Source organism: Paenimyroides viscosum (assembly GCF_003858535.1).
In the GTDB taxonomy this organism is placed as follows: Bacteria; Bacteroidota; Bacteroidia; order Flavobacteriales; family Flavobacteriaceae; genus Flavobacterium; species Flavobacterium viscosum.
Window position 1 is genome coordinate 114,762 of sequence record NZ_RQTJ01000004.1, and the last position, 19,806, is coordinate 134,567.

General features: G+C 29.4%; 22 protein-coding genes. 12 read left to right on the plus strand and 10 right to left on the minus strand.

Annotated features, from left to right (window positions below; genetic code table 11):
* Positions 1-16 precede the first annotated feature (16 nt).
* The 7 genes from EG242_RS03460 (at position 17) to EG242_RS03490 (ending at position 6,094) form a co-directional block, all read left to right on the plus strand.
* Positions 17-472, plus strand: a complete 456-nt coding sequence (locus EG242_RS03460; protein WP_124898523.1) for an META domain-containing protein — start codon at positions 17-19, stop codon at positions 470-472.
* Positions 473-606: 134 nt separating this feature from the next.
* Complete coding sequence (locus EG242_RS03465; RefSeq protein ID WP_124898524.1) at positions 607-1,131, plus strand: PH domain-containing protein; 525 nt, start codon at positions 607-609, stop codon at positions 1,129-1,131.
* Positions 1,109-2,629 carry a PH domain-containing protein gene (locus EG242_RS03470; RefSeq protein ID WP_158608841.1) on the plus strand — a complete coding sequence of 507 codons (1,521 nt, stop codon included), beginning with the start codon at positions 1,109-1,111 and terminating at the stop codon, positions 2,627-2,629. Before EG242_RS03465 ends, EG242_RS03470 begins: the two co-directional genes overlap by 23 nt.
* The gene (locus tag EG242_RS03475) at positions 2,620-3,405 is read left to right on the plus strand and encodes an alpha/beta fold hydrolase (protein ID WP_124898526.1); all 786 of its coding nucleotides are present in this window, start codon (positions 2,620-2,622) and stop codon (positions 3,403-3,405) included. The genes EG242_RS03470 and EG242_RS03475 overlap by 10 nt, the downstream gene beginning before the upstream one ends.
* Positions 3,402-4,307 carry a 1,4-dihydroxy-2-naphthoate octaprenyltransferase gene (menA, locus tag EG242_RS03480; RefSeq protein WP_124898527.1) on the plus strand — a complete coding sequence of 302 codons (906 nt, stop codon included), beginning with the start codon at positions 3,402-3,404 and terminating at the stop codon, positions 4,305-4,307. Before EG242_RS03475 ends, menA begins: the two co-directional genes overlap by 4 nt.
* Before the next feature lie 4 nt (positions 4,308-4,311).
* Positions 4,312-4,989 carry a metal-dependent hydrolase gene (locus EG242_RS03485; RefSeq protein WP_124898528.1) on the plus strand — a complete coding sequence of 226 codons (678 nt, stop codon included), beginning with the start codon at positions 4,312-4,314 and terminating at the stop codon, positions 4,987-4,989.
* A 55-nt stretch (positions 4,990-5,044) separates the two neighbouring features.
* A complete protein-coding gene (locus tag EG242_RS03490; protein ID WP_124898529.1) occupies positions 5,045-6,094 on the plus strand; it encodes an o-succinylbenzoate synthase in 1,050 nt (349 codons plus the stop codon).
* A gap of 1 nt (position 6,095) precedes the next feature.
* Here the strand turns inward: EG242_RS03490 and EG242_RS03495 are convergent, their stop codons facing one another.
* The 8 genes from EG242_RS03495 to metK all read right to left on the minus strand — a co-directional run bounded on the left by EG242_RS03495 (position 6,096) and on the right by metK (position 14,611).
* Positions 6,096-7,910, minus strand: coding sequence for a hypothetical protein (locus EG242_RS03495; protein WP_124898530.1), 1,815 nt, complete (start codon positions 7,908-7,910; stop codon positions 6,096-6,098).
* Positions 7,911-7,913: 3 nt separating this feature from the next.
* Positions 7,914-8,462: a sensor histidine kinase gene (locus tag EG242_RS03500; RefSeq protein WP_124898531.1), complete on the minus strand. Its 549-nt coding sequence runs from the start codon at positions 8,460-8,462 to the stop codon at positions 7,914-7,916.
* Between the two features lie 129 nt (positions 8,463-8,591).
* Positions 8,592-8,972, minus strand: coding sequence for a hypothetical protein (locus EG242_RS03505; RefSeq protein WP_124898532.1), 381 nt, complete (start codon positions 8,970-8,972; stop codon positions 8,592-8,594).
* Positions 8,973-9,052: 80 nt separating this feature from the next.
* Positions 9,053-9,598: a hypothetical protein gene (locus EG242_RS03510; RefSeq protein WP_124898533.1), complete on the minus strand. Its 546-nt coding sequence runs from the start codon at positions 9,596-9,598 to the stop codon at positions 9,053-9,055.
* Between the two features lie 323 nt (positions 9,599-9,921).
* The gene (locus EG242_RS03515; protein ID WP_124898534.1) at positions 9,922-11,106 is read right to left on the minus strand and encodes an LETM1-related biofilm-associated protein; all 1,185 of its coding nucleotides are present in this window, start codon (positions 11,104-11,106) and stop codon (positions 9,922-9,924) included.
* A gap of 3 nt (positions 11,107-11,109) precedes the next feature.
* A complete protein-coding gene (locus EG242_RS03520) occupies positions 11,110-11,799 on the minus strand; it encodes an SIMPL domain-containing protein (protein WP_124898535.1) in 690 nt (229 codons plus the stop codon).
* 21 nt (positions 11,800-11,820) lie between these two features.
* Positions 11,821-13,194, minus strand: coding sequence for a 30S ribosomal protein S6--L-glutamate ligase (rimK, locus tag EG242_RS03525; protein ID WP_124898536.1), 1,374 nt, complete (start codon positions 13,192-13,194; stop codon positions 11,821-11,823).
* 130 nt (positions 13,195-13,324) lie between these two features.
* On the minus strand, positions 13,325-14,611 hold the full coding sequence (metK, locus tag EG242_RS03530) for a methionine adenosyltransferase (protein WP_124898537.1): 1,287 nt from the start codon (positions 14,609-14,611) through the stop codon (positions 13,325-13,327).
* A 314-nt stretch (positions 14,612-14,925) separates the two neighbouring features.
* Here metK and EG242_RS03535 point away from each other — a divergent pair, with 314 nt between their 5' ends.
* From EG242_RS03535 to EG242_RS03545, 3 genes are read left to right on the plus strand one after another with little or no spacing between them, the layout of a single operon-like run.
* Positions 14,926-15,441, plus strand: a complete 516-nt coding sequence (locus tag EG242_RS03535; protein ID WP_124898538.1) for a DUF4142 domain-containing protein — start codon at positions 14,926-14,928, stop codon at positions 15,439-15,441.
* Positions 15,442-15,496: 55 nt separating this feature from the next.
* Positions 15,497-15,889, plus strand: coding sequence for an acyl-CoA thioesterase (locus EG242_RS03540; RefSeq protein WP_124898539.1), 393 nt, complete (start codon positions 15,497-15,499; stop codon positions 15,887-15,889).
* A 7-nt stretch (positions 15,890-15,896) separates the two neighbouring features.
* Positions 15,897-16,736, plus strand: a complete 840-nt coding sequence (locus EG242_RS03545) for a restriction endonuclease (RefSeq protein WP_124898540.1) — start codon at positions 15,897-15,899, stop codon at positions 16,734-16,736.
* Between the two features lie 50 nt (positions 16,737-16,786).
* Here EG242_RS03545 and EG242_RS03550 read toward each other — a convergent pair whose 3' ends face one another.
* On the minus strand, positions 16,787-17,590 hold the full coding sequence (locus tag EG242_RS03550) for a ZIP family metal transporter (RefSeq protein ID WP_124898541.1): 804 nt from the start codon (positions 17,588-17,590) through the stop codon (positions 16,787-16,789).
* Complete coding sequence (locus tag EG242_RS03555; RefSeq protein ID WP_124898542.1) at positions 17,590-18,321, minus strand: SAM-dependent methyltransferase; 732 nt, start codon at positions 18,319-18,321, stop codon at positions 17,590-17,592. The genes EG242_RS03550 and EG242_RS03555 overlap by 1 nt, the downstream gene beginning before the upstream one ends.
* 97 nt (positions 18,322-18,418) lie before the next feature.
* Here EG242_RS03555 and EG242_RS03560 point away from each other — a divergent pair, with 97 nt between their 5' ends.
* Positions 18,419-19,573, plus strand: a complete 1,155-nt coding sequence (locus tag EG242_RS03560) for a THUMP domain-containing class I SAM-dependent RNA methyltransferase (RefSeq protein WP_162497620.1) — start codon at positions 18,419-18,421, stop codon at positions 19,571-19,573.
* Positions 19,566-19,805 carry a hypothetical protein gene (locus EG242_RS03565; RefSeq protein ID WP_124898543.1) on the plus strand — a complete coding sequence of 80 codons (240 nt, stop codon included), beginning with the start codon at positions 19,566-19,568 and terminating at the stop codon, positions 19,803-19,805. Before EG242_RS03560 ends, EG242_RS03565 begins: the two co-directional genes overlap by 8 nt.
* Position 19,806 lies beyond the last annotated feature (1 nt).

Genomic DNA, 19,806 nt, shown 5'->3' on the forward strand with positions numbered 1-19,806 from the left:
TTGAAATAAAAATCAAATGAAGAAATATTTAACAACAGCTTTTTTGGTAATTTTCAGTTTTGTAATGGTTTCATGTAATTGTACGAAAAATTCGTTCAATACAGAAAAAGCAACATCGCAAGAAATTATGACTAATTTGAACAATACTTCTTGGTCTTTAAAAAGATTAGATGTTGATAATAGAGATTTTGTTCCAACAGATGAACAAAAAGAATTGACGCTTTCTTTTCAAGACATAAATTATAGTTCTAGTGATGGTTGTAACGGTCAAGGAGGTGAGTTTGAAATAGAAGATAATAAAATTAGTTTTACCAAAGGAATGTCAACCATGCGTTATTGCGGTGATGAAATGAAACATTTAATTTATAGTGTTCCATTTGGTTCTGTAAAATCTATGGAAATAAAAAAAGATCAATTACAATTATTAGATTCGGATAAAAAAGTAATTGCTACATATACTAGAAAAAAGTAAGATATTTTTAATCGAAGTTAAAAGGAGTTCAGTGTAAATATTGAGCTCTTTTTTATTTTATAACAATGAAACTTGGTATCATTAACCATAAAAAAAATGTGTAACTTTACGCGAAACCACATTATATTTGAAAAATGTTCGAAAATAACACCGTTGAAATAGATCATATTCCACAATATCAAGAAATTGAATTTTCAAATCTAAATAATAATTATAAAAAAATAGTTGTTCTTAATTCCTTAATTACATTGTTATTGGGAGTTGGAATTTGTGCTGTTTTGTTCTTTTTAATCGATGAAATGGAGAAATTGTATGTAATTATACCTCTTTTTTTAATAAGTGTATTATTAGCTGTATTTCCATTACTATCTTACAAAAAAAAGAAATACGCTTTTCGCAAACACGATGTACTTTTTAAAAAAGGATTAATTTTTAAAGCAACACATATTTCTCCTTACATACGTTTACAACATGTAGTAATTAAACAAGGTTGGTACGCTAAAAAAATTGGTTTGGCAACATTGGTTATGTACACTGCGGCTAACAATTTCTCTGATATTTCTATTCCCGGACTTACTTTAGAAGATGCCGAAAGATGGAAAAGTTATTTAATGAATCGTATTCAAGAATTAAATGATGAATCAGAAGAACAATTATAATTTTTCAGAACTAAACAAACTAGATCGCAAGGCTCTTTTCTTAGTTTTAGGCACAACATTGTGGACTGTTGCAAGAGCAATTTGGCCTATTTTAGCAATTATTATTGTTAAGCGCGAAATGAAAAGTTGGTATCTTTTTGCAGTTATTGGTGTAGTTACTATTTTAACTTTTGCAACTAAATTAATTAATTTTTTTTACTTTTCGTATCAAATTGTTGATAATGAGTTGATTATTAAAAAAGGATGGCTTAGTAAATCTACCACAGCTGTTAAGCTAGATAAAATTCACGAAGTTAATCTTAATCAAAAGTTTATACATAAACTTATAGGTTTGTATGTTGTAAATGTTGATACGGCGGGGAGTTCTAAAACAGAAATTGAAATAAATGGTATCGATTTTAAAAAGGCATTGGCTTTAAAAGATCTTTTAACAACTGCCGAACAGGATATTGTTGTATCTAATGAAATTGTAAATGATAATATTAAATTTCAACATCAAAATCAGTCACACGAAAATCCTATCCCAAAAATTAAAATCAGTTTAATAAGTTTAATAAAAATTGGATTAACTCGAAATTATTTGCAAACTTTTGGTTTAATGATTGCTTTTTCGTTTCAAATTATTGATCAGTTTCAAGATTTTTTTTATGAAGATGATGCATCTGTTTACGATGATATTTTTGAAGCATCGTACAATCAATATTTAGGTTTGGTTGGTGTTGTCTTGTTTTTTGGATTAATCCTTTTTGTTGTTGTTTTTAATTTGGTTCGTACGCTAATAACCTATTTCAACTATCAAATAAACCTGAAAGATAAACATCTGACAGCATCTTATGGTTTAACAGATTCACATATTATTTCGGTTCCTGCAAACAAAGTACAAATGTTTCAGTTTCAACAGAATTACTTTCAAAAGCTGATGGATTTGTTCGAAATTAAAATCAAACAAGTAGAATCAAACGAAGATAATAAAAAGAAAAAAGGATTAATAATTCCAGGAGCTAACTATTTAGAATTAAGTAATTTATTCAATGTAATATTCGATAAAGGTTTAATTGACTTAAAAGCGGGATTAAAACCACACATTAGAGTTTTAGTAATTAAAAGTTTGATATTGTGCGTGCCAGTAATTGTAAGTTTGACAATTATGTATTTCACAGATTCGTTACATTTTAGTTGGATTATTTTACCATTATTTGCTCTTGTTTTTTTATTGATTTTCTTAGGATATAAAAACGAAAAAATGGTTTTTAAAGATGATTTTATTGTACTTAAATCAGGCATTTGGGATATTAATACAACATATTTACCAATAGATAAAATTCAAAAAGTTTCTATTTCTCAAAGTTATTTTCAAGAGAAAAATCAAATTGGTTCGCTAAATTTGTACACTGCTGCCGGAATAGTAACTTTGTATTATTATGACTTTAATATCTTGCAAAAATTGACAAATGAAATTCTTTATAAAATAGAAAAAAATAAATATTCATGGATGTAGTGTCTACAAGTGAAGAAACTGTTTTTATACAAACATCAAACTTATATTATAAAAAGTGGGAAGTAGAAAACCCGCAAAACACCATTGTTTTATTACACGATTCGTTAGGTTGTACCGTTTTATGGCGAGAATGGCCAGAAGAATTGGCAAAGGAATTAAACTGTAATGTGATTGCTTATGACAGACGTGGTTATGGAAAATCTGATAATTACACCGTTAAAAGACCTATTAATTATTTGGAACAGGAAGCCGATATTTTAAAAGATTTTTTGAATTATTGGCAGGTTGAAAAACCTATTTTGTTCGGATTTTCTGATGGAGCTTCGGTTGCAACTATTTTTGCAGGAATGTTTCCAAATAGTCTTGAACTATTAATTATTGAAGGTGTACACGTTTTAATTGAACCCGAAACATTGAAAGGAATTGTTGAAGCCGAAAATATTTTGCAGACAACGAACATTGCCAAAGCATTACAAAAATACCATGGAAATAAAGTGTACGATTTGTACAATGCTTGGACTAAAACGTGGCTTTCTGAAGAACATCAAAGTTGGAATATCGAACATTTTATTCCTAAAATTACGATACCTATTTTAGTAATTCAGGGTGAATTTGATGAATTTGGATCTATGAATCAAGTAAATGCCTTTGATAAAGCCTCTGGTATTGTTGAAAAATGTATGGTATCAAACGCAAAACATACCGCACATAAAGAACAAAAAGAACTGGTATTTAAAACCATTGTTAACTTTGTAAACAAACTACTTCTTAAATGAAAAAATGGATAAAAGCCGCACGTTTGCGCACTTTGCCTTTGTCAATTTCCGGAATATTGGTCGGCAGTGCAGCTGCTTATCAAGAATACCATTCACAAGCAAATTATTACATTATTATAGTATTATGCTTGCTGGCAACCTTGTTTTTTCAAGTCTTGTCAAACTACGCTAACGATTATGGCGATGCGGTAAAAGGTACAGATAACGAAAATAGGGTAGGACCAAAACGAGCGGTACAAAGCGGTGAAATTACAAAACAGCAAATGAAAACTGCAATAATAGTAACTTCAGTTTTATCGCTAATAATTTCTTTATCTGTGATTTATGTGTCTTTTGGTAATGAAAATTTTTTATCAGCAGTAATTTATCTGTTTTTAGCTGTAGGTTGCGTTGGTGCAGCCATTAAATATACGGTTGGAAATTCTGCATACGGATACAAAGGTTTGGGCGATATTTTCGTTTTTGTATTTTTTGGATTGGTAAGTACCTTAGGATCTTATTATTTATTTGGTCATTCACTAGATTTTAAAATAGTTTTTCCTGCAATGGCAATAGGTTTGTTAAGTGTGGCAGTTTTAAACATGAACAACATGCGCGATGTAGAAAATGATACCTTAATGAATAAAAACACCTTAGTGGTTAAAATGGGGTTTCAAAAGGCAAAGCAATATCATTTTTGGTTAATATTAGCAGCAGCAATTTTTATAAATACTTATGCTATGAATGTTTTTACGCATTGGTATCAATATATATATGTACTTGCATTTATTCCTTTACTAAAAAACATTGGGGTAGTTAGCAAAGCAACCATTCCACGTTTACTAGATCCTGAATTAAAACGTTTGGCATTAAGTACTTTTTTAATATCTTTATTGTTAGCAATTGCATTAATTTTAAATTAAAACTATGAATATAACCTATCTGGGACACGCTTCTTTAGCCATTGAAATTAACGGAACAAACATCATTGTTGATCCTTTTATTTCGGCTAACGAACTGGCAAAACATATCGATGTTAATTCTTTAAAAGCCGATTACATCTTAATTACACACGCACACGGCGATCATATTTTAGATGTTGAAACTATTGCCAAAAATACGGGTGCAACTATTGTATCAAACGCAGAAATTGCAGGATATTACGAAGCAAAAGGCTTTAAAACGCATCCAATGAATCACGGTGGATCATGGATGTTCAATTTTGGTAAAGTAAAATACGTGAATGCAATTCATTCAAGCAGTTTTCCCGATGGAACGTATGGTGGGCAACCTGGTGGTTTTGTAATTGAAGCCGACAGTAAAAATGTGTACATTGCCGGAGATACTGCGTTGACGTATGATATGAAGCTAATTTCAATGCGAAATCCTTTAGATTTGGCGATTTTGCCTATTGGTGATAATTTTACGATGGATGTGGATGATGCTACCATTGCGGCTGAGTTTTTAGAAGTTACTACTGTTTTGGGATATCATTACGATACATTCGGATACATAAAAATTGACCATGAAGTAGCTAAACAGAAATTTGCTAACAAACACAAAGAACTCATTTTATTGCCTGTGGGTAATTCAATAGAAATCTAAAAATAAGCCCTGAAATTTTCAGGGCATTTTTTTGAACACTAATAAACCAATTTTAATGAAAGCAACATTTAAAAAATACATATTAAACTTTAAACAAGCATCTGGAACGTCAAGAGGTATAATGAATACCAAAGAAACGTATTTCCTAATTATTCAAGATAATGATAAAATTGGAATAGGCGAGTGTGGTTTGTTTAGAGGGTTGAGTTATGATGACCGATTGGATTATTCAGACAAATTGCAATGGGTGTGTGATAATATTCATTTAGGTGTTGATGTGCTTTGGAATGAATTAAGAGAATGGCCATCAATCCAATTTGGAATAGAACAAGCATTTTTATCACTTCAAAGTAATAATCCATTTGTGTTGTTTCCAAGTAGATTTACAGAAAGTTCAAAAGCAATACCAATTAACGGATTAGTTTGGATGGGTTCACCAGAATTTATGAAACAACAAATTGCAGATAAGATTTCAAACGGTTTTAACTGTATAAAAATCAAAATCGGAGCTATTGATTTCAATGAAGAATTGAACTTAATTGCGGGAATTCGAAGAGATTTTTCACCTGAAATGATAGAAATTAGAGTAGATGCTAATGGTGGTTTTAATTCAACAGATGCTTTAGGTAAAATAAATCAATTGTTTGAATTTAAAATACATAGTATTGAACAACCAATTAAGCAAAATCAATATGACAGTATGGCAGAGTTGTGTAAAGCGACATCAATTCCAATTGCGTTAGATGAAGAATTAATTGGTGTAACAAATTTACAGGATAAAGAAAATCTATTGCTTAAAATTAAGCCGCAATATATTATTTTAAAGCCAAGTTTGGTTGGTGGTTTTAAAGGATCACAAGAATGGATCAATATTGCCGAAAAATTAGGAATTGGTTGGTGGGTTACTTCAGCTTTAGAAAGTAATATTGGATTAAATGCCATTGCACAATGGACATTCACTTTAGAAAATAATATGCCGCAAGGTTTGGGAACAGGAGGCTTGTTTACAAATAATTTTGACACTAATTTATATGTAAAAAACGGATATTTGTGGTTTGATGATACAATAGGAATAAATCTTGAAAGAGTTTTAAATCAATTATAAATTAACTAAGATGTATTAATAAAGTAGTTTCTTCATTTCCTTTTAGTTCTTGGAATCTTATTAAACGATCATTAAAAAAGTTAAGTTGTTCATTACTTAAGTCGATAGATTTGTTTACCCAAATTTTGTAAATAGTATCATAATCATGTTTGTAAATAGATATAAAGCAAATTACGTTTTCTTTAAACTTTACCTTGTCAATAAATTTATGTGTAAACAACATAATTCTTAATAAAGTTTTAAACTCTAAATCACTTAAAACAATAGAATTATCAAAATATGTTTCAATTTTAATGATATAATCGTATTGCTTTTTTATATCGTTAATAATATAGGCGAAATTTAATATTTCATAATTTGTATTAGATATAGAGTGAGATATATTGCGCGATTGGTCTTCAATTTCCTTTATTTTATCTTGTATAAGCTCTAAATCTGGTGTTGCACCTTCAAAAAGTTCTAATAATTCATCGATTTTTAAAATAGCATTGTTGTTAATAAGTTTCTTGGTTTTATTGTTTTCTTTTAAAATTGATGCATCCATTTGTTCCTTAATTTCAATAAGGTATTTGTACATCAGTGTTTTTTCTTCTAAATAAGTCCGGTGTTTTCGTGCTAATTGTTTGGTTTTTATATTTCTGTATATAAAATAATAAAGGGTTAATGTAAAAAGTAAAAGAAAAGTAAAAGCAATAATACTTACATTTTGTTTTTGTATAGATTGTTGTTCAGATTTTAGTTTTAATGTATTAGTATTGGTTGCAAATATAAAATCGTTAACATATTTTTGATACGATAATAGGGAATCGTTATTTTTTATATATTCATTAATGTATTTTTTTGTTTCTATATTACTCTTTATAAATTGCTCTAAAATAAAATTTTCATATATAAAATTATCTGCTTCTTTACTTATTGCCAATGCTTTTTTTAGGTTTTGCGAAGCAGAATCGTTCTTGTGTATAGATGTAAAATAATTTGCTTTTAAAAAATAATACAGTATTTCTGATTCTTTAGTGGGTATGTTGTGTAAATTGTTTTTATAAATTTTAAAATCATTTTGTACAGTAGGGTCGTATAATTTAATTTTTGCACTTATGGAATAATACAAATTACTAAAAAACAAGTTTTCGTTAACTCGTGCATTTTTAAGTAATTCTTGTATACGTTTGTTAGAGTGTTTTATAATATTGTTGTATTTTTTTTCTTGAAGTAAGTATTTACTAATATCTCTTGTTAAACTAATTTCTAACAGCGGATTTAATTTTATAATTTCGGAATTCTCGTCATCTGAATTTGTAAATTGATTAACCAATTTAATATATGTTATAGAATCAAATTTTTTTAAATAAGGAAGCGAAAATGCATTAATGTATATATTTTTTAAATTTTTGTTCGGAAAATCAATAGATCTAGAGTAATTAATTTCAATTTCAGACTGAGATAGTAAACCTACATAATTTGTAATATTTACTTTTTTCATTGAATTAATAAAAAGTTGGTAATTATTGTTTTTAAAAAAATTACCCGCTAATGTTAAATAATAATAAGCACTATCGTATTTGGTGTTTTTTAATAAATAATCGCTGTATAATTGGTGGTTAATTGCCTGAAGGGTACTATCTTTTTTAAGTGGGAATGTACTATGAACAGATTTTAAATCATTTGCGTTTTTTGAATATTGTAAACTGTACATTTTTAGCAGGTGTATGCTATCTGTTTTAAAATCAGCTTTATCATACTCTTTTTCTTGGTTACAAGCTGTAAAAAAAGCTGTAAGGGCAATTAGCAATGTACAATTTTTAAATAAATACATGAGTTATAGTTTTACGGTTATTATAAATTTGGTTCCGTTTACCGATTTTATAACTAAATAGCCATTAATTTCCTTTAATCTACTTTTAATATTATTTATACCTATACCATTTTTTGATGTATTTTTAAACCCTTTACCATTATCTGTAACAATTAATTTAATTAAAGAATTATCTTGTAATAACTTTATAATTGCCGTTTTAGCCGATGAATGTTTATGTATGTTTTGAATTAATTCTTGCAAGATTCTATATAAATGAAAACGTACTCTAGGCGGGGTTTCCATCCAGTTTATAGAATCATCAATATCATAACTAAATCTAATTTCTTTATTTGGTTGTTTTTCAATAAGATCTGAAATTATATTGTAAAATGAATCTTTACTAAATAAGTTATTTAATTCGTTATAATTGTCACAAATAGATTGTAAACTTTCTTTCACCTCTATAACCGTATGTTTAGCTACTTGAAAACTATTTGGTTTAATGTAATCTTTATGAAGTAAAAAGCGAGTAGAAAACAACTTATTTACAATATTGTCATGCAATTCCATAAAAATTTGTTTGTTGCTGTTTCTTAGTTTATTTTCAAGACCGTTTTTATAGGTTAATGTAACTTCAAGTGCCTCTGTATCGTGTTCTATATAACTATTTAAAAGTTTAATTCTCTTTAAATTTATTTTTTAAATGATACTGTATATTATTAGTAATGAAATAATGGTGATACTTAATATTATAGCTATAATGTAAATTATTTCTCGTTTTAATTTTATGTTTTTTCTTTTAAGCTCTTGGTTTTCGTAAATTACTTTTTGATTTGTATTTAATTTTAAGTTGTTTTCTTTCTGAATACTTTTAACTACATTTAAATAATGATTTTTTAAGGCTACAGAGGTAGAATCAGTATTTTGGATTATTTGTTCTAAAATACGTTTTTCTAAATATGGATTTTTATACTTTTCTTTATTTTCCCTTAAAAGATTTTTGTGAAATAGTTTTGCGTAAAGGGTATCCTTCTTAATTTTAATTAAATAATCACCAATAGTTGCGTAATTAATTTGCATTACCGGAATACTTAAAATATAATCTTTTTTATTCTTAAATTGCTGCAAATAAACATCTAAACTATCTAAATCATTTGCTTCTATTTTAAATGAATTAAATTGTGTAAAGCTGTTATTTTTTGTTTGTTTTTAGATTGTTCTTTTTTAAGATTGGCTAATTTGTAGGCTAATTTTAAATCGGCAATGGTTTGTTGCAAATTTACTTTACCAATTTTATTGCCTATTATAGCGTAATTGTTTGTATATGTGCTTTTTAGAACGTTTATTCTTTCCTGCGATATAAGTTGTTTATCAATAAGACGCGATAAAATTTTATAGTTCTTTAAAATATTAAAAGCTTCATCATAATTCTTTTGGTTATGGTGAATGGTACTTAATAAAATAAAGGTTAAACATTTTTCAAATACATATTCATCATTGTTAGTACCCAAGTTATCAATGGCTTTATAAGCGAAATTTTCTGCTATATGAAAGTGTTGTAAATTAAAATAATACTCTGCAATAAGGTAATTTGCCATATAAGCATCGTAAGGCTTATTTTCGTATTCAAAGTAGGTAGCGGCATTAAATAAGCGTTTATATCTGTAATTCTCAACAGAAAAATCTTGATTAAGATATATCTGCAAATTGTTAGCCCTATAAATATTTAATGAATCATTTAAATGTAATGAAGAGTTTTCATAATAAGCTATACTGTTTTTTATTTTAGTATAATCTTTAGCAAAATGAACGTGATATAGTAGCGAATAATAAACTTCTTCGAGAGAAAAACTTTTATAATTGCTATCGGTAATTTTTTTGTGTGTTTTAATTTGTTCATAAACATTCTCTTGCTTTTTACATGAAGAAATAAAAAACAAAAAAAATAAACTAAAAAGTACAAATCTTCGCACTCGCTAAACATATTATAGTTGAGCAAATTTAAGAAAATTAGTAAACCAATTGGTACTTATTTATTCTCATTAAACGAATTTGGAATCAATTCTGGCAACAATTTTATGAGAATTGGCAACAGTAAACTACCACCCGGAATTAAAAAGATGGTAAATGCCGGAACTGTTTTACCTAACTCTATAAACTGATCTTTTAGTTGTTTTTTTTCTTTTGTAGTAAGGTTTGTATATGTAGCTTTTAAAACAAGTTGCATTAAAACTTTATTGTTTTCTAATTCTTTAATTAAACTTTTTTTATTTCGTTTAATAAGCAGTGCCACCGTTTTATTAGTGTTTTTGTATAACTTTTTTAAAGGATGTGAAAATTGAAAATACGGAATTTCGCTTCGGTTATTATCAATAAAGTAAACCATATCGGTTAAAGATCTTTTAGTAAAATCTTTTTGTAAACCTAATAAATTTTGTAGTTGAAGAATGAATCTAAACTCTTTTTGATCAATTTTTTCATCGTTCCATAAAACCATCAATGAAATATCATGAATGTAAGCTTTGCCATAGAACGTTTTAATATTCCACAGATCAAGTGTTGAAAGTTGCGTATCAAAGTTTTTTAACGAAGCATATTTTAGCGAACTGCTTAAAACTTCTTGCAGCTTCACATCGTATTTTGAAACATTCTGTTTTTGGTTGAAACTAATCATTACCAAATGCGAAATAGTTTGTTCCAGATACTTGTAATAGATTAAAATTTCGGTTTCGTTCAGTAAATATCGTTTGAAACAAAGAACATCGGTAAAAATTAAAAAATTCGATAGATGATGCGAAAATGTTTTATCAAGATAATTTGATGATCGGGTAGTGCGTTCACTTAATATTTTTTCTAGCGATGCAAAAGCTTTTTTAGATTCAAATTTAATGAAAGAAAAGTACGATTCCGTTTTAGCTTCGCCCATTTTTTTGTAGAAATCCTCGGCGTATTTGGTAAATTCTTCAAAATCGATTTCTTTTTTTGTTAGAACAAAAGTTCCGTACAAAGCTTCCAACAAAACAATCTTTGCATACTCCTCATGCGTAAGATCGAACGAATTAAAAACCGGTTGAATAGATTTGGTAGTAAAACCATATATAAAGCCTGTTTTACGAATGTTTTCGTAAAATTCTTCTTCGGTTTGATTAATAAAAAAAGATGGATTACTTAAATTAAAAAATTTAGTAATCCATAATTCCTTTGATGGGTTCATATATTATTTTAATTCAAAAACCACATTTACGTTCGTTGAAATTTCGATTTCACCCACAGCTAATGTTTGATCCATTCCTGCAGATTCGTCAGCCATTGCTGTCTTCATCATATAAACGCGTGGATTGTTAACCATAGACTGATCGCTGATGATTAATGCTTTCCCGATTGTTTGGTTTAAAGCACTTGCATAATCTTCGGCTTTTTTCTTTGCATTAAGAACAGCTTTTGCTCTAATTTCTGTTGCTACTTTTTCTGTTTGAGTCGATTTAAATTCAACACCGTTGATAGTATTTGCACCAGCAGCCATTAAATCAGCCATTAATTTTTCGTAATTATCTAAACTTCTCAAAGTAATAGTAATAGTCTGACTTGCTACGAAATAATCTTTCTTATCCTGATAGTCTCTAGTTTTATAAAGATTTACACGTTGTGTTTGATAATCTTTTTCGGCAATAGTACTTTTTTTGATTACCTGAATCATTTTGGCAATAATTTCATCGTTCTGTTTTTTTGCCTTTGCCGAATCAAGATCCTTAATTTCGGCACCCATTGTTATCACGGCATAATCGGGTTTTATTTTAACCGATCCTTCGCCGTTAACATTAACTTGTGGTGTAATACTGTTATTGTTCTGTGCCATTGCTGTAAATGTTACTAATACAAGTGTAAATAAATAAATAATCTTTTTCATTTTTTTAAATTTAGATTTTAATTAAAGGTTAAGCCATTTAAAACTCTTTTCTATGGCTTTAATCATTTCCCCTGCAATATCCTTGCCAGTTGCACCTTCAATACCTTCTAATCCTGGAGAAGAATTCACTTCTAAAAGCAAAGGTCCTTTGGCTGAGCGTATTATGTCTACACCCGCAACTTTTAAATTCATTGCTTTTGCTGCCTTAATGGCTATTTTTTTCTCTTCGGCTGTTACTTTTACAATTGATGCCTTTCCGCCTAAATGAATATTTGCTCTAAATTCTCCTGGTAAAGCTTCGCGCTGCATTGCTGCAACCACTTTTCCGTCTACTACAAACAAACGCAAATCTTTTCCGTTGGCTTCTTTAATAAATTCTTGTACCAATATATTTGCACCAACACTTTTAAACGCATTAATAACAGATTCGGCAGCTTTTTTTGTTTCAGCCAAAACCACACCTTTTCCTTGTGTTCCCTCTAACAATTTAACAATTAAAGGTGATCCGCCTACCATGTTTATTAAATCGTTGGTGTCTAGAGGTGAGTTAGCAAAACCTGTTGTGGGTATATCAACACCATGGTTTAAAAGCATTTGTAGCGAATACAATTTATCACGAGATTGAGTGATAGATGTTGCATTGTTTAAACTAAATACTTTTAACGATTCAAAATGACGGATAAGTGAACAGCCATAATACGTCATACTTGGACGAATTCTTGGGATGATTGCATCAAAATCGTTTAAAATACGTCCGCCACGGTAATGAATTTCGGGCTGATGCGCATCTAATTTCATGTAACAATGCTTAATATTTAAAAAGTGCATTTCATGTCCACGTTGCTCACCAGCTTCTATAATTCTTTTGTTTGAATATAATTCAGGGTTACTAGCTAAAACACCAATGCGCAAGCCATGCTTATCATTGCTATTTGTGTTATAATATTCTTTGATTTTTTCCGGAGTAACAACACCAAATTTAAAACGTTCATCTGGATCTACAATAAGTTTCCCAGTCATAGCTTCACGACCTAAAAGCATTCTAAAGCCCATTGAATCACGATTTGTTAATGTTAATTCTATTAACCACGATTTTTCTCCAAGCGATATTTCGGTATTAATAACATAACGACTTTCGCGTGTACCTGTACTGCTTTTTACAATGCGTTTATCTATTACTTTTGCTTCACATGAAATGGTACTTTTTACATTTCTTTGAATTGGGTGAATAACAAAACGTACCCAAGTTTCTCCGTTTTTATCAAAAGGAGTAATTTGTTCTGCATGCAATGCCGAAGTTTTTGCACCAGAATCTACCCGAACTTTTATAGCAGGAACCTTTAAATTAGGTAAAGAACACCATTCTTCACTACCAACAATTACCTTGTCAATCATAAATTCTTCTTTATACAACTTTATGACTAAAGTATTTAAAAAATTAATATAATTAGCAAAATTTAAAAAATAAAAAAAGTCGTTTTAAAAAAAAATTAAAAACGACTTTCTTAAAAATTTATAGGGTACTTTATAAGTTAAAAGCTTGTTTTACGGCATCAATCTTATCTAATTTTTCCCATGTAAATAATTCAACTTCAATTGCTTTTTCTTCACCATTAGGATTTTTGAAAACTTTTGTAACAACCTCATTTTTACGCCCCATGTGTCCGTAGGCAGCGGTTTCACTGTAAATTGGTTTTCTTAATTTTAAGGTTTGTTCGATATGATACGGACGTAAATCAAACAATTGCTGTAATTTATGTGCAATTTCACCATCGTTTAAATTTACTTTTGCTGTTCCGTAGGTATTCACAAAAACACCCATTGGTTCTGCAATTCCAATAGCGTAAGAAACCTGAACTAACAATTCGTCTGCAACACCTGCCGCAACTAAATTTTTAGCAATGTATCTAGCAGCATAAGCTGCCGAACGGTCAACTTTACTAGGGTCTTTTCCAGAAAAAGCCCCACCACCGTGCGCACCTTTACCGCCATAAGTATCAACAATAATTTTTCTTCCGGTTAAACCTGTATCTCCATGCGGTCCGCCAATAATGAATACACCTGTTGGGTTTACATGATAGGTTATTTCTTCGTTAAAATAAGGTTGATATTGAGGATATTTCTTTAATAAACGTGGAATTAAAATAGCAATAATGTCTTTTTTAATTTGATCCTGCATTGCCTTTTCTGCTTTGTTTTTAGCTTCGGCAGAATTGTTTTCAGGTTTAACAAAATCGTCGTGTTGGGTTGATAATACAATAGTAACAACGCGTTTTGGTTTGTTATCGTCGTCATATTCTAATGTAACTTGCGATTTTGCATCAGGACGCAAATAAGTAATTTCGTTATTTTCTCTGCGTAATTCGGCTAATTCCTGTAATAATTTGTGAGATAAATCTAAAGCCAAAGGCATGTAATCTTCGGTTTCGGTAGTAGCGTAACCAAACATAATCCCTTGATCTCCTGCACCTTGTTCTTCTTTGTTTGCTTTGTCAACACCTTGATTAATATCTGCAGACTGTTCGTGGATTGCTGATAAAATCCCACAAGAATTAGCATCGAACATATATTCGCTTTTTGTGTAACCAATTTTTTTGATTACATCACGCGCAATTTGTTGAACATCTAAATAGGTGTTAGATTTTACTTCGCCAGCCAAAATAACCTGACCTGTAGTAACCAAAGTTTCACAAGCTACCTTTGAATTTTCGTCAAAAGCTAAAAAGTTGTCGATTAGTGCGTCTGAAATTTGATCTGCAATTTTATCTGGATGTCCTTCACTTACAGATTCTGATGTAAAAAAATATGCCATAACTTAGTTTAATGTTAAATGAGGTAACTAAATTGCAAGCTTTTACTAAAGTAGTTTTCTGCTTTAGCATTTTTTTAAAGAGGTTGCAATCAGTCAAATTTTTCCTCAAGAATTATGATGCAAATATACAATTAAGATTTTCAATTAAGCCCATAAACCTTTTTATTTAATTAAACGTTTAGTAACTATTGTTGATTTTGTGTCACTTTTAAAGGGTTTTATTTGTTTTGTTTGTTGTTATTTTGTAATTTATTTGCTGTATGTTTATGTTTTAAAATAAAATATTGTATTTTTATTAAAAATATATATACTTTATGAAAACAAATTATTTACTATTAATTGTTGGTGTTTTACTAATTGGATGTAATAAACCTGCAGAAAATCAAAAAAAAAATAAAACTTTTGCAACTAAAAAGGAGCAGATTAAACCGGAAGATGTTTTTACAAACAAACTAATTTCTAATATTGAATATCAGGTTGAAGCTTTTAAAATAGGTTATGAAAAAAGTTCAAATCCTGAATTAAAAAATTATTTAAATACAAACCTTCCAAAACTACAAAAACTTTTATCTGATTATAAATCTGCGGCAATTGCACAAAAAGTGGAAATTAAAACAATGACAGAAGAACATCAGAAAGATCTATATAAATTAACAATGGCTGATATTAAGGGTTTTGATAAAATTTTTGTACTTTATTATAAAGATTTTTTAAATAAAACCATAGAAGACATTACATCAAATTCTGTAGAAAATGAAAGTTTTAATACTTTGAAGAATAATTATGGAAATATTTTATATGAACAAAAACTTTATTTTGATGTTTTATAAAATGATTTTTGACTAATTCACCAATTTTGTGTTATTTTAAAAAAAAAATTACACAATGAGATTTCATACACGAAAATGGGTTAAGCCAGAAGATCTTAATCCGAATAAAACACTTTTTGGTGGTAAATTATTAGCTTGGATAGATGAAGAAGCAGCTTTATATAGTATTATTCAGCTAGAAAATTCGCATGTAGTTACTAAATTTATGTCCGAAATAAACTTTATGGCATCAGCAAAACAAGGTGATATTGTTGAAATTGGATTAGATGTAGTAAAGTTTGGTACTACTTCTTTAGTTTTACATTGCGAGGTGCGAAATAAAATGACCCACGAAACTATTATAACCGTAGATAAAATTACAATGGTTAATTTAGATAATGAGGGAAATCCTAAAGCGCACGGAAAAACAAAGATTGAATATGTTCACGAACGTTTATCAAAAAAATAACTATTAAATGAGCGTTCAAATAAAAAAACAGTCAGGTGAAATTGTTCCTTTCCACGAAAAAAGCTTGTATAGATCATTAGTAAATTCTGGTGCTAGTAATGAAGACGCCAATAATATTTGCAAAATTATTAGCAAAGAAATTTACGACGGAATATCTACGAAAGAGCTTTATGAAAAAGCATTTGGTTTATTAAAGAATTTAAAATCGTCTGTAGCGGCACGTTATAGCTTAAAAAGAGCATTACAAGATTTAGGACCCGAAGGATTTTTCTTTGAAAAATGGGTAGCTAAAATTTTTGAAGTTCAAGGTTATGATACCATTACTAGCCAAACATTAACCGGGAAATCTACCATAACGCACGAAGTTGATGTGATTATTTCTAACAAAAACGAAGATATAGTCTGTGAATGTAAGTTTAGGAATGACATTGATGCTAAAATTAGTGTAACTACGCCAATGTACTTTTTATCGAGATTTATAGATTTAAAAGATAATAATTTTACTTTTTTTAATCGGTCATTTAAACCTAAAAAAGGCTATTTAATAACGAATGCTTTTTTTACAACAGACAGTATCGCTTTTGCTGAGTGTTATGATATTAACTTAATTAGTTGGAATTATCCAGAAGATAAAAGCATTAAGCATTTAACCGATCAACAAGGGTTGTATCCAATAACTTGTTTAACAACATTGACAAAAGAGGAAGAACAAATTTTATTGTCTAAAAACTGTATTTTGGTGCGTGAATTGGTTAAAAATCCTGTTTTATTAGATCACTTTAAATTCGATAAAAAAAGAATAGATTTAATTTTACAAGAAGCTAATGAATTATTAGCTACAAAATAAAACCTCAAGAAATTGAGGTTTTATTTTGTAATATGTATACTTTTAAATAGTTACACAAAATAACCTAACGTTATTCCTATGATTATTGCTAATAATTTGGCTAAATTAAATTTATGACCTTCGCTACTTTCAAAAATAATTGTCGAGGAAATATGAAATAATATACCTATTACAAAAGCAGAAATGGGTACATAATAATCTATTAAAAATGCTAGGTTAGCAGATAAATATGTTCCCAACGGAGTCATTACCGCAAATACAATCATAAACAAAAAAATAAATTTTTTGTTTAACTGCGCTTGTAAAAAGAATAAAGTTAAAATAATTGCAATGGGGAAGTGGTGTATGGCAATTGCCCAAGCTAAATGGGTATGTTGGCTTACTGGCATCCCTTCAAATAAAGCATGTAAACACAAACTACAAAATAAAAGCCAAGGCAGTGAATTCATTTTTTCATGAATATGTACATGCCCATGTTCTGCGCCTTTAGAAAAATATTCTAAAATTATTTGAAAAACAATACCTAACATTATAAACAACCCAATTTCTTTCATGGCACCGTGGTCGTGATTATGTTGGTTTGTTTCAACGGAAGCATGGTGGGTATGGTGTTCGTGCGAATGTGAATAATCATGCGTATGATCATGGTCTACATTGACAACTGTTTCTCTATGATTTCCTTCTATAACATATGCATACACTTCGGGTAATAAGTGCGAAACCGTCATGGTTAGTAGAAAGGATCCACTAAAAGCTAAAATTAGTTTTATGGTTTGTTTTTTAGCCGGTTTTAAAAATACCGCCAAAAAGTACCCTAAAAGAACTGCTATAAATGGTAATAAATATGTTTCCATTATTTAAAAATCATTATTAAACGATCCGATTCATTTTTGTAAAATTTATGCAATTTATAATCGCCAAAAATATCTAACAGAAAAATTCCGGCTTCATCCATTAAATTTTCAAAATCCTCAAGAGTTAATGCTTTAACTTTTTCTGTAAAATCGAAATGGTCGTCTTCAAATTCAAAAACAATATTTTTTAAAATATAGCCATCTTCAACCCAGCGTTTTATGTGAAAGACAATACCGTTTACTTCTTTTGTTTCTTCGGGAACTAAATTTTGAATTACTTTATGCACGTTCATAAAATCTAGAACTGCAAAACCATAATCGTTTAAGCTGTTTTTTATTGCTTTTAGTGCCAATAAATTGTCTTCTTTGTCTTGAAAATAACCAAAACTTGTAAATAAATTAAAAACGGCATCAAATTTTTCGGCGAAAGGCTCGCGCATATCTTTAACTTCAAAATGCAACGTATCATTTTCGTATTCTTTTGCGTAATCAATACTGTTTTTAGATAAATCTGCACCTATAACGTTGTATCCTAATTTACTTAAATAAATAGAATGACGGCCGCGACCACAAGCTAAATCTAGTACTTTAGCATTCTCGGGTAGGTTTAAATATTCAGTAATATTATCAATAAACAACTGCGCTTCGGCATAATCACGGTCTTTGTATAAAATATGATAAAATGGGGTATTAAACCAATTATTGCTGTACGTTTTTTTAGAATCTTGCATTTTAGAAATTTTGGAAACGCAAAAATACGCTATTTTTGTAGAATTAAATAAATTTATAGTTCCCGAAGGAAAGGAATTCAATATGGAAAACTTTAAAATGGTAGCTAAAACTTTCTTTGGTTTTGAAGAAATTTTGGCAAAAGAATTAATAAATCTTGGTGCACAACGTGTAGAACAAGGTACAAGAATGGTTAGTTTTTATGGCGATCAAGGCTTTATGTATAAGGCTAACATTGCGTTACGAACTGCTTTGAAAATTTTAAAACCCATTAAAACATTCAAGGTTTTTAACGAAACAAGTTTGTATAACGGTGTGCAAAGTATAGATTGGTCAGAGTATTTAAGTGTGCATAAATCTTTTTTAATTGATGCTACAATTTTTTCAGATCATTTTAATCACTCACAATTTGTATCTTTAAAAAGTAAGGATGCTATTGTAGATCAGTTTAAGAAAAAACTAGGTGAAAGACCAAATGTTGATAAAGATTTCCCTGATTTAAAAATAAACATTCACATTCAACAAGATGTTTGTACGGTATCTTTAGACACATCGGGCGCATCGTTACACCACAGAGGATATAGAACGGCAACCAATATTGCGCCAATTAATGAAGTTTTGGCTGCTGGAATTTTAATTTTAAGTGGTTGGAATGGGCAATCGAATTTTTTAGATCCTATGTGTGGTTCGGGAACTTTTTTGGTTGAAGCCGCTATGATTGCGTGTAACATTCCACCAAATATCAATAGAAAAGAGTTTGCTTTTGAGAAATGGAGAGATTGGGATGGCGATTTGTTTGAAAAAGTTGAAGAATCTTTACTAAAAAAGATTGTCGATTTTCATTATGATATTTATGGATATGATAAAGCTCCATCAGCAGTATCAAAAGCAAAAGACAATGCTAAAAATGCCAATCTAGACGAGTACATTAAAGTTGAACAACATAACTTTTTTGAAACCGAGAAAGAAACACAAGGTCCGTTGCACATGGTGTTTAATCCGCCTTATGGGGAGCGTTTAGATATTGATTTAGAACGTTTTTACCGTGAAATTGGCGATACATTAAAGCAAAGCTATCCTGGTACTAACTCTTGGTTTATTACAGGAAACATTGAGGCTTTAAAATTTGTTGGACTTAAACCGTCGCGAAAAATTAAATTATTCAACGGTAAATTAGAAGCGCGTTTAGTGAAATACGAAATGTACGAAGGCAGTAAAAGAACTAAATTTCAAAATAAAGACTATAATGAATAAGCAAACTAAAATTTTAATAATACAATTTATGTGCTTTGCTCTTATATTTTTGGCTGCACGCTTTATTATTGTACAATACACATTGCTAAATGGCTTATGGATACCTGTTGTAAGCGGCGTGGTAGCAATTTTATTTGCGCCACAGTTTAAAGTTTTTAAAATAGATGGTAAAGACACCGTTTTTATTGCTTGGCTTTTTGGAAAAAAAGGAAAACCAGTTCATTGGTTATAGA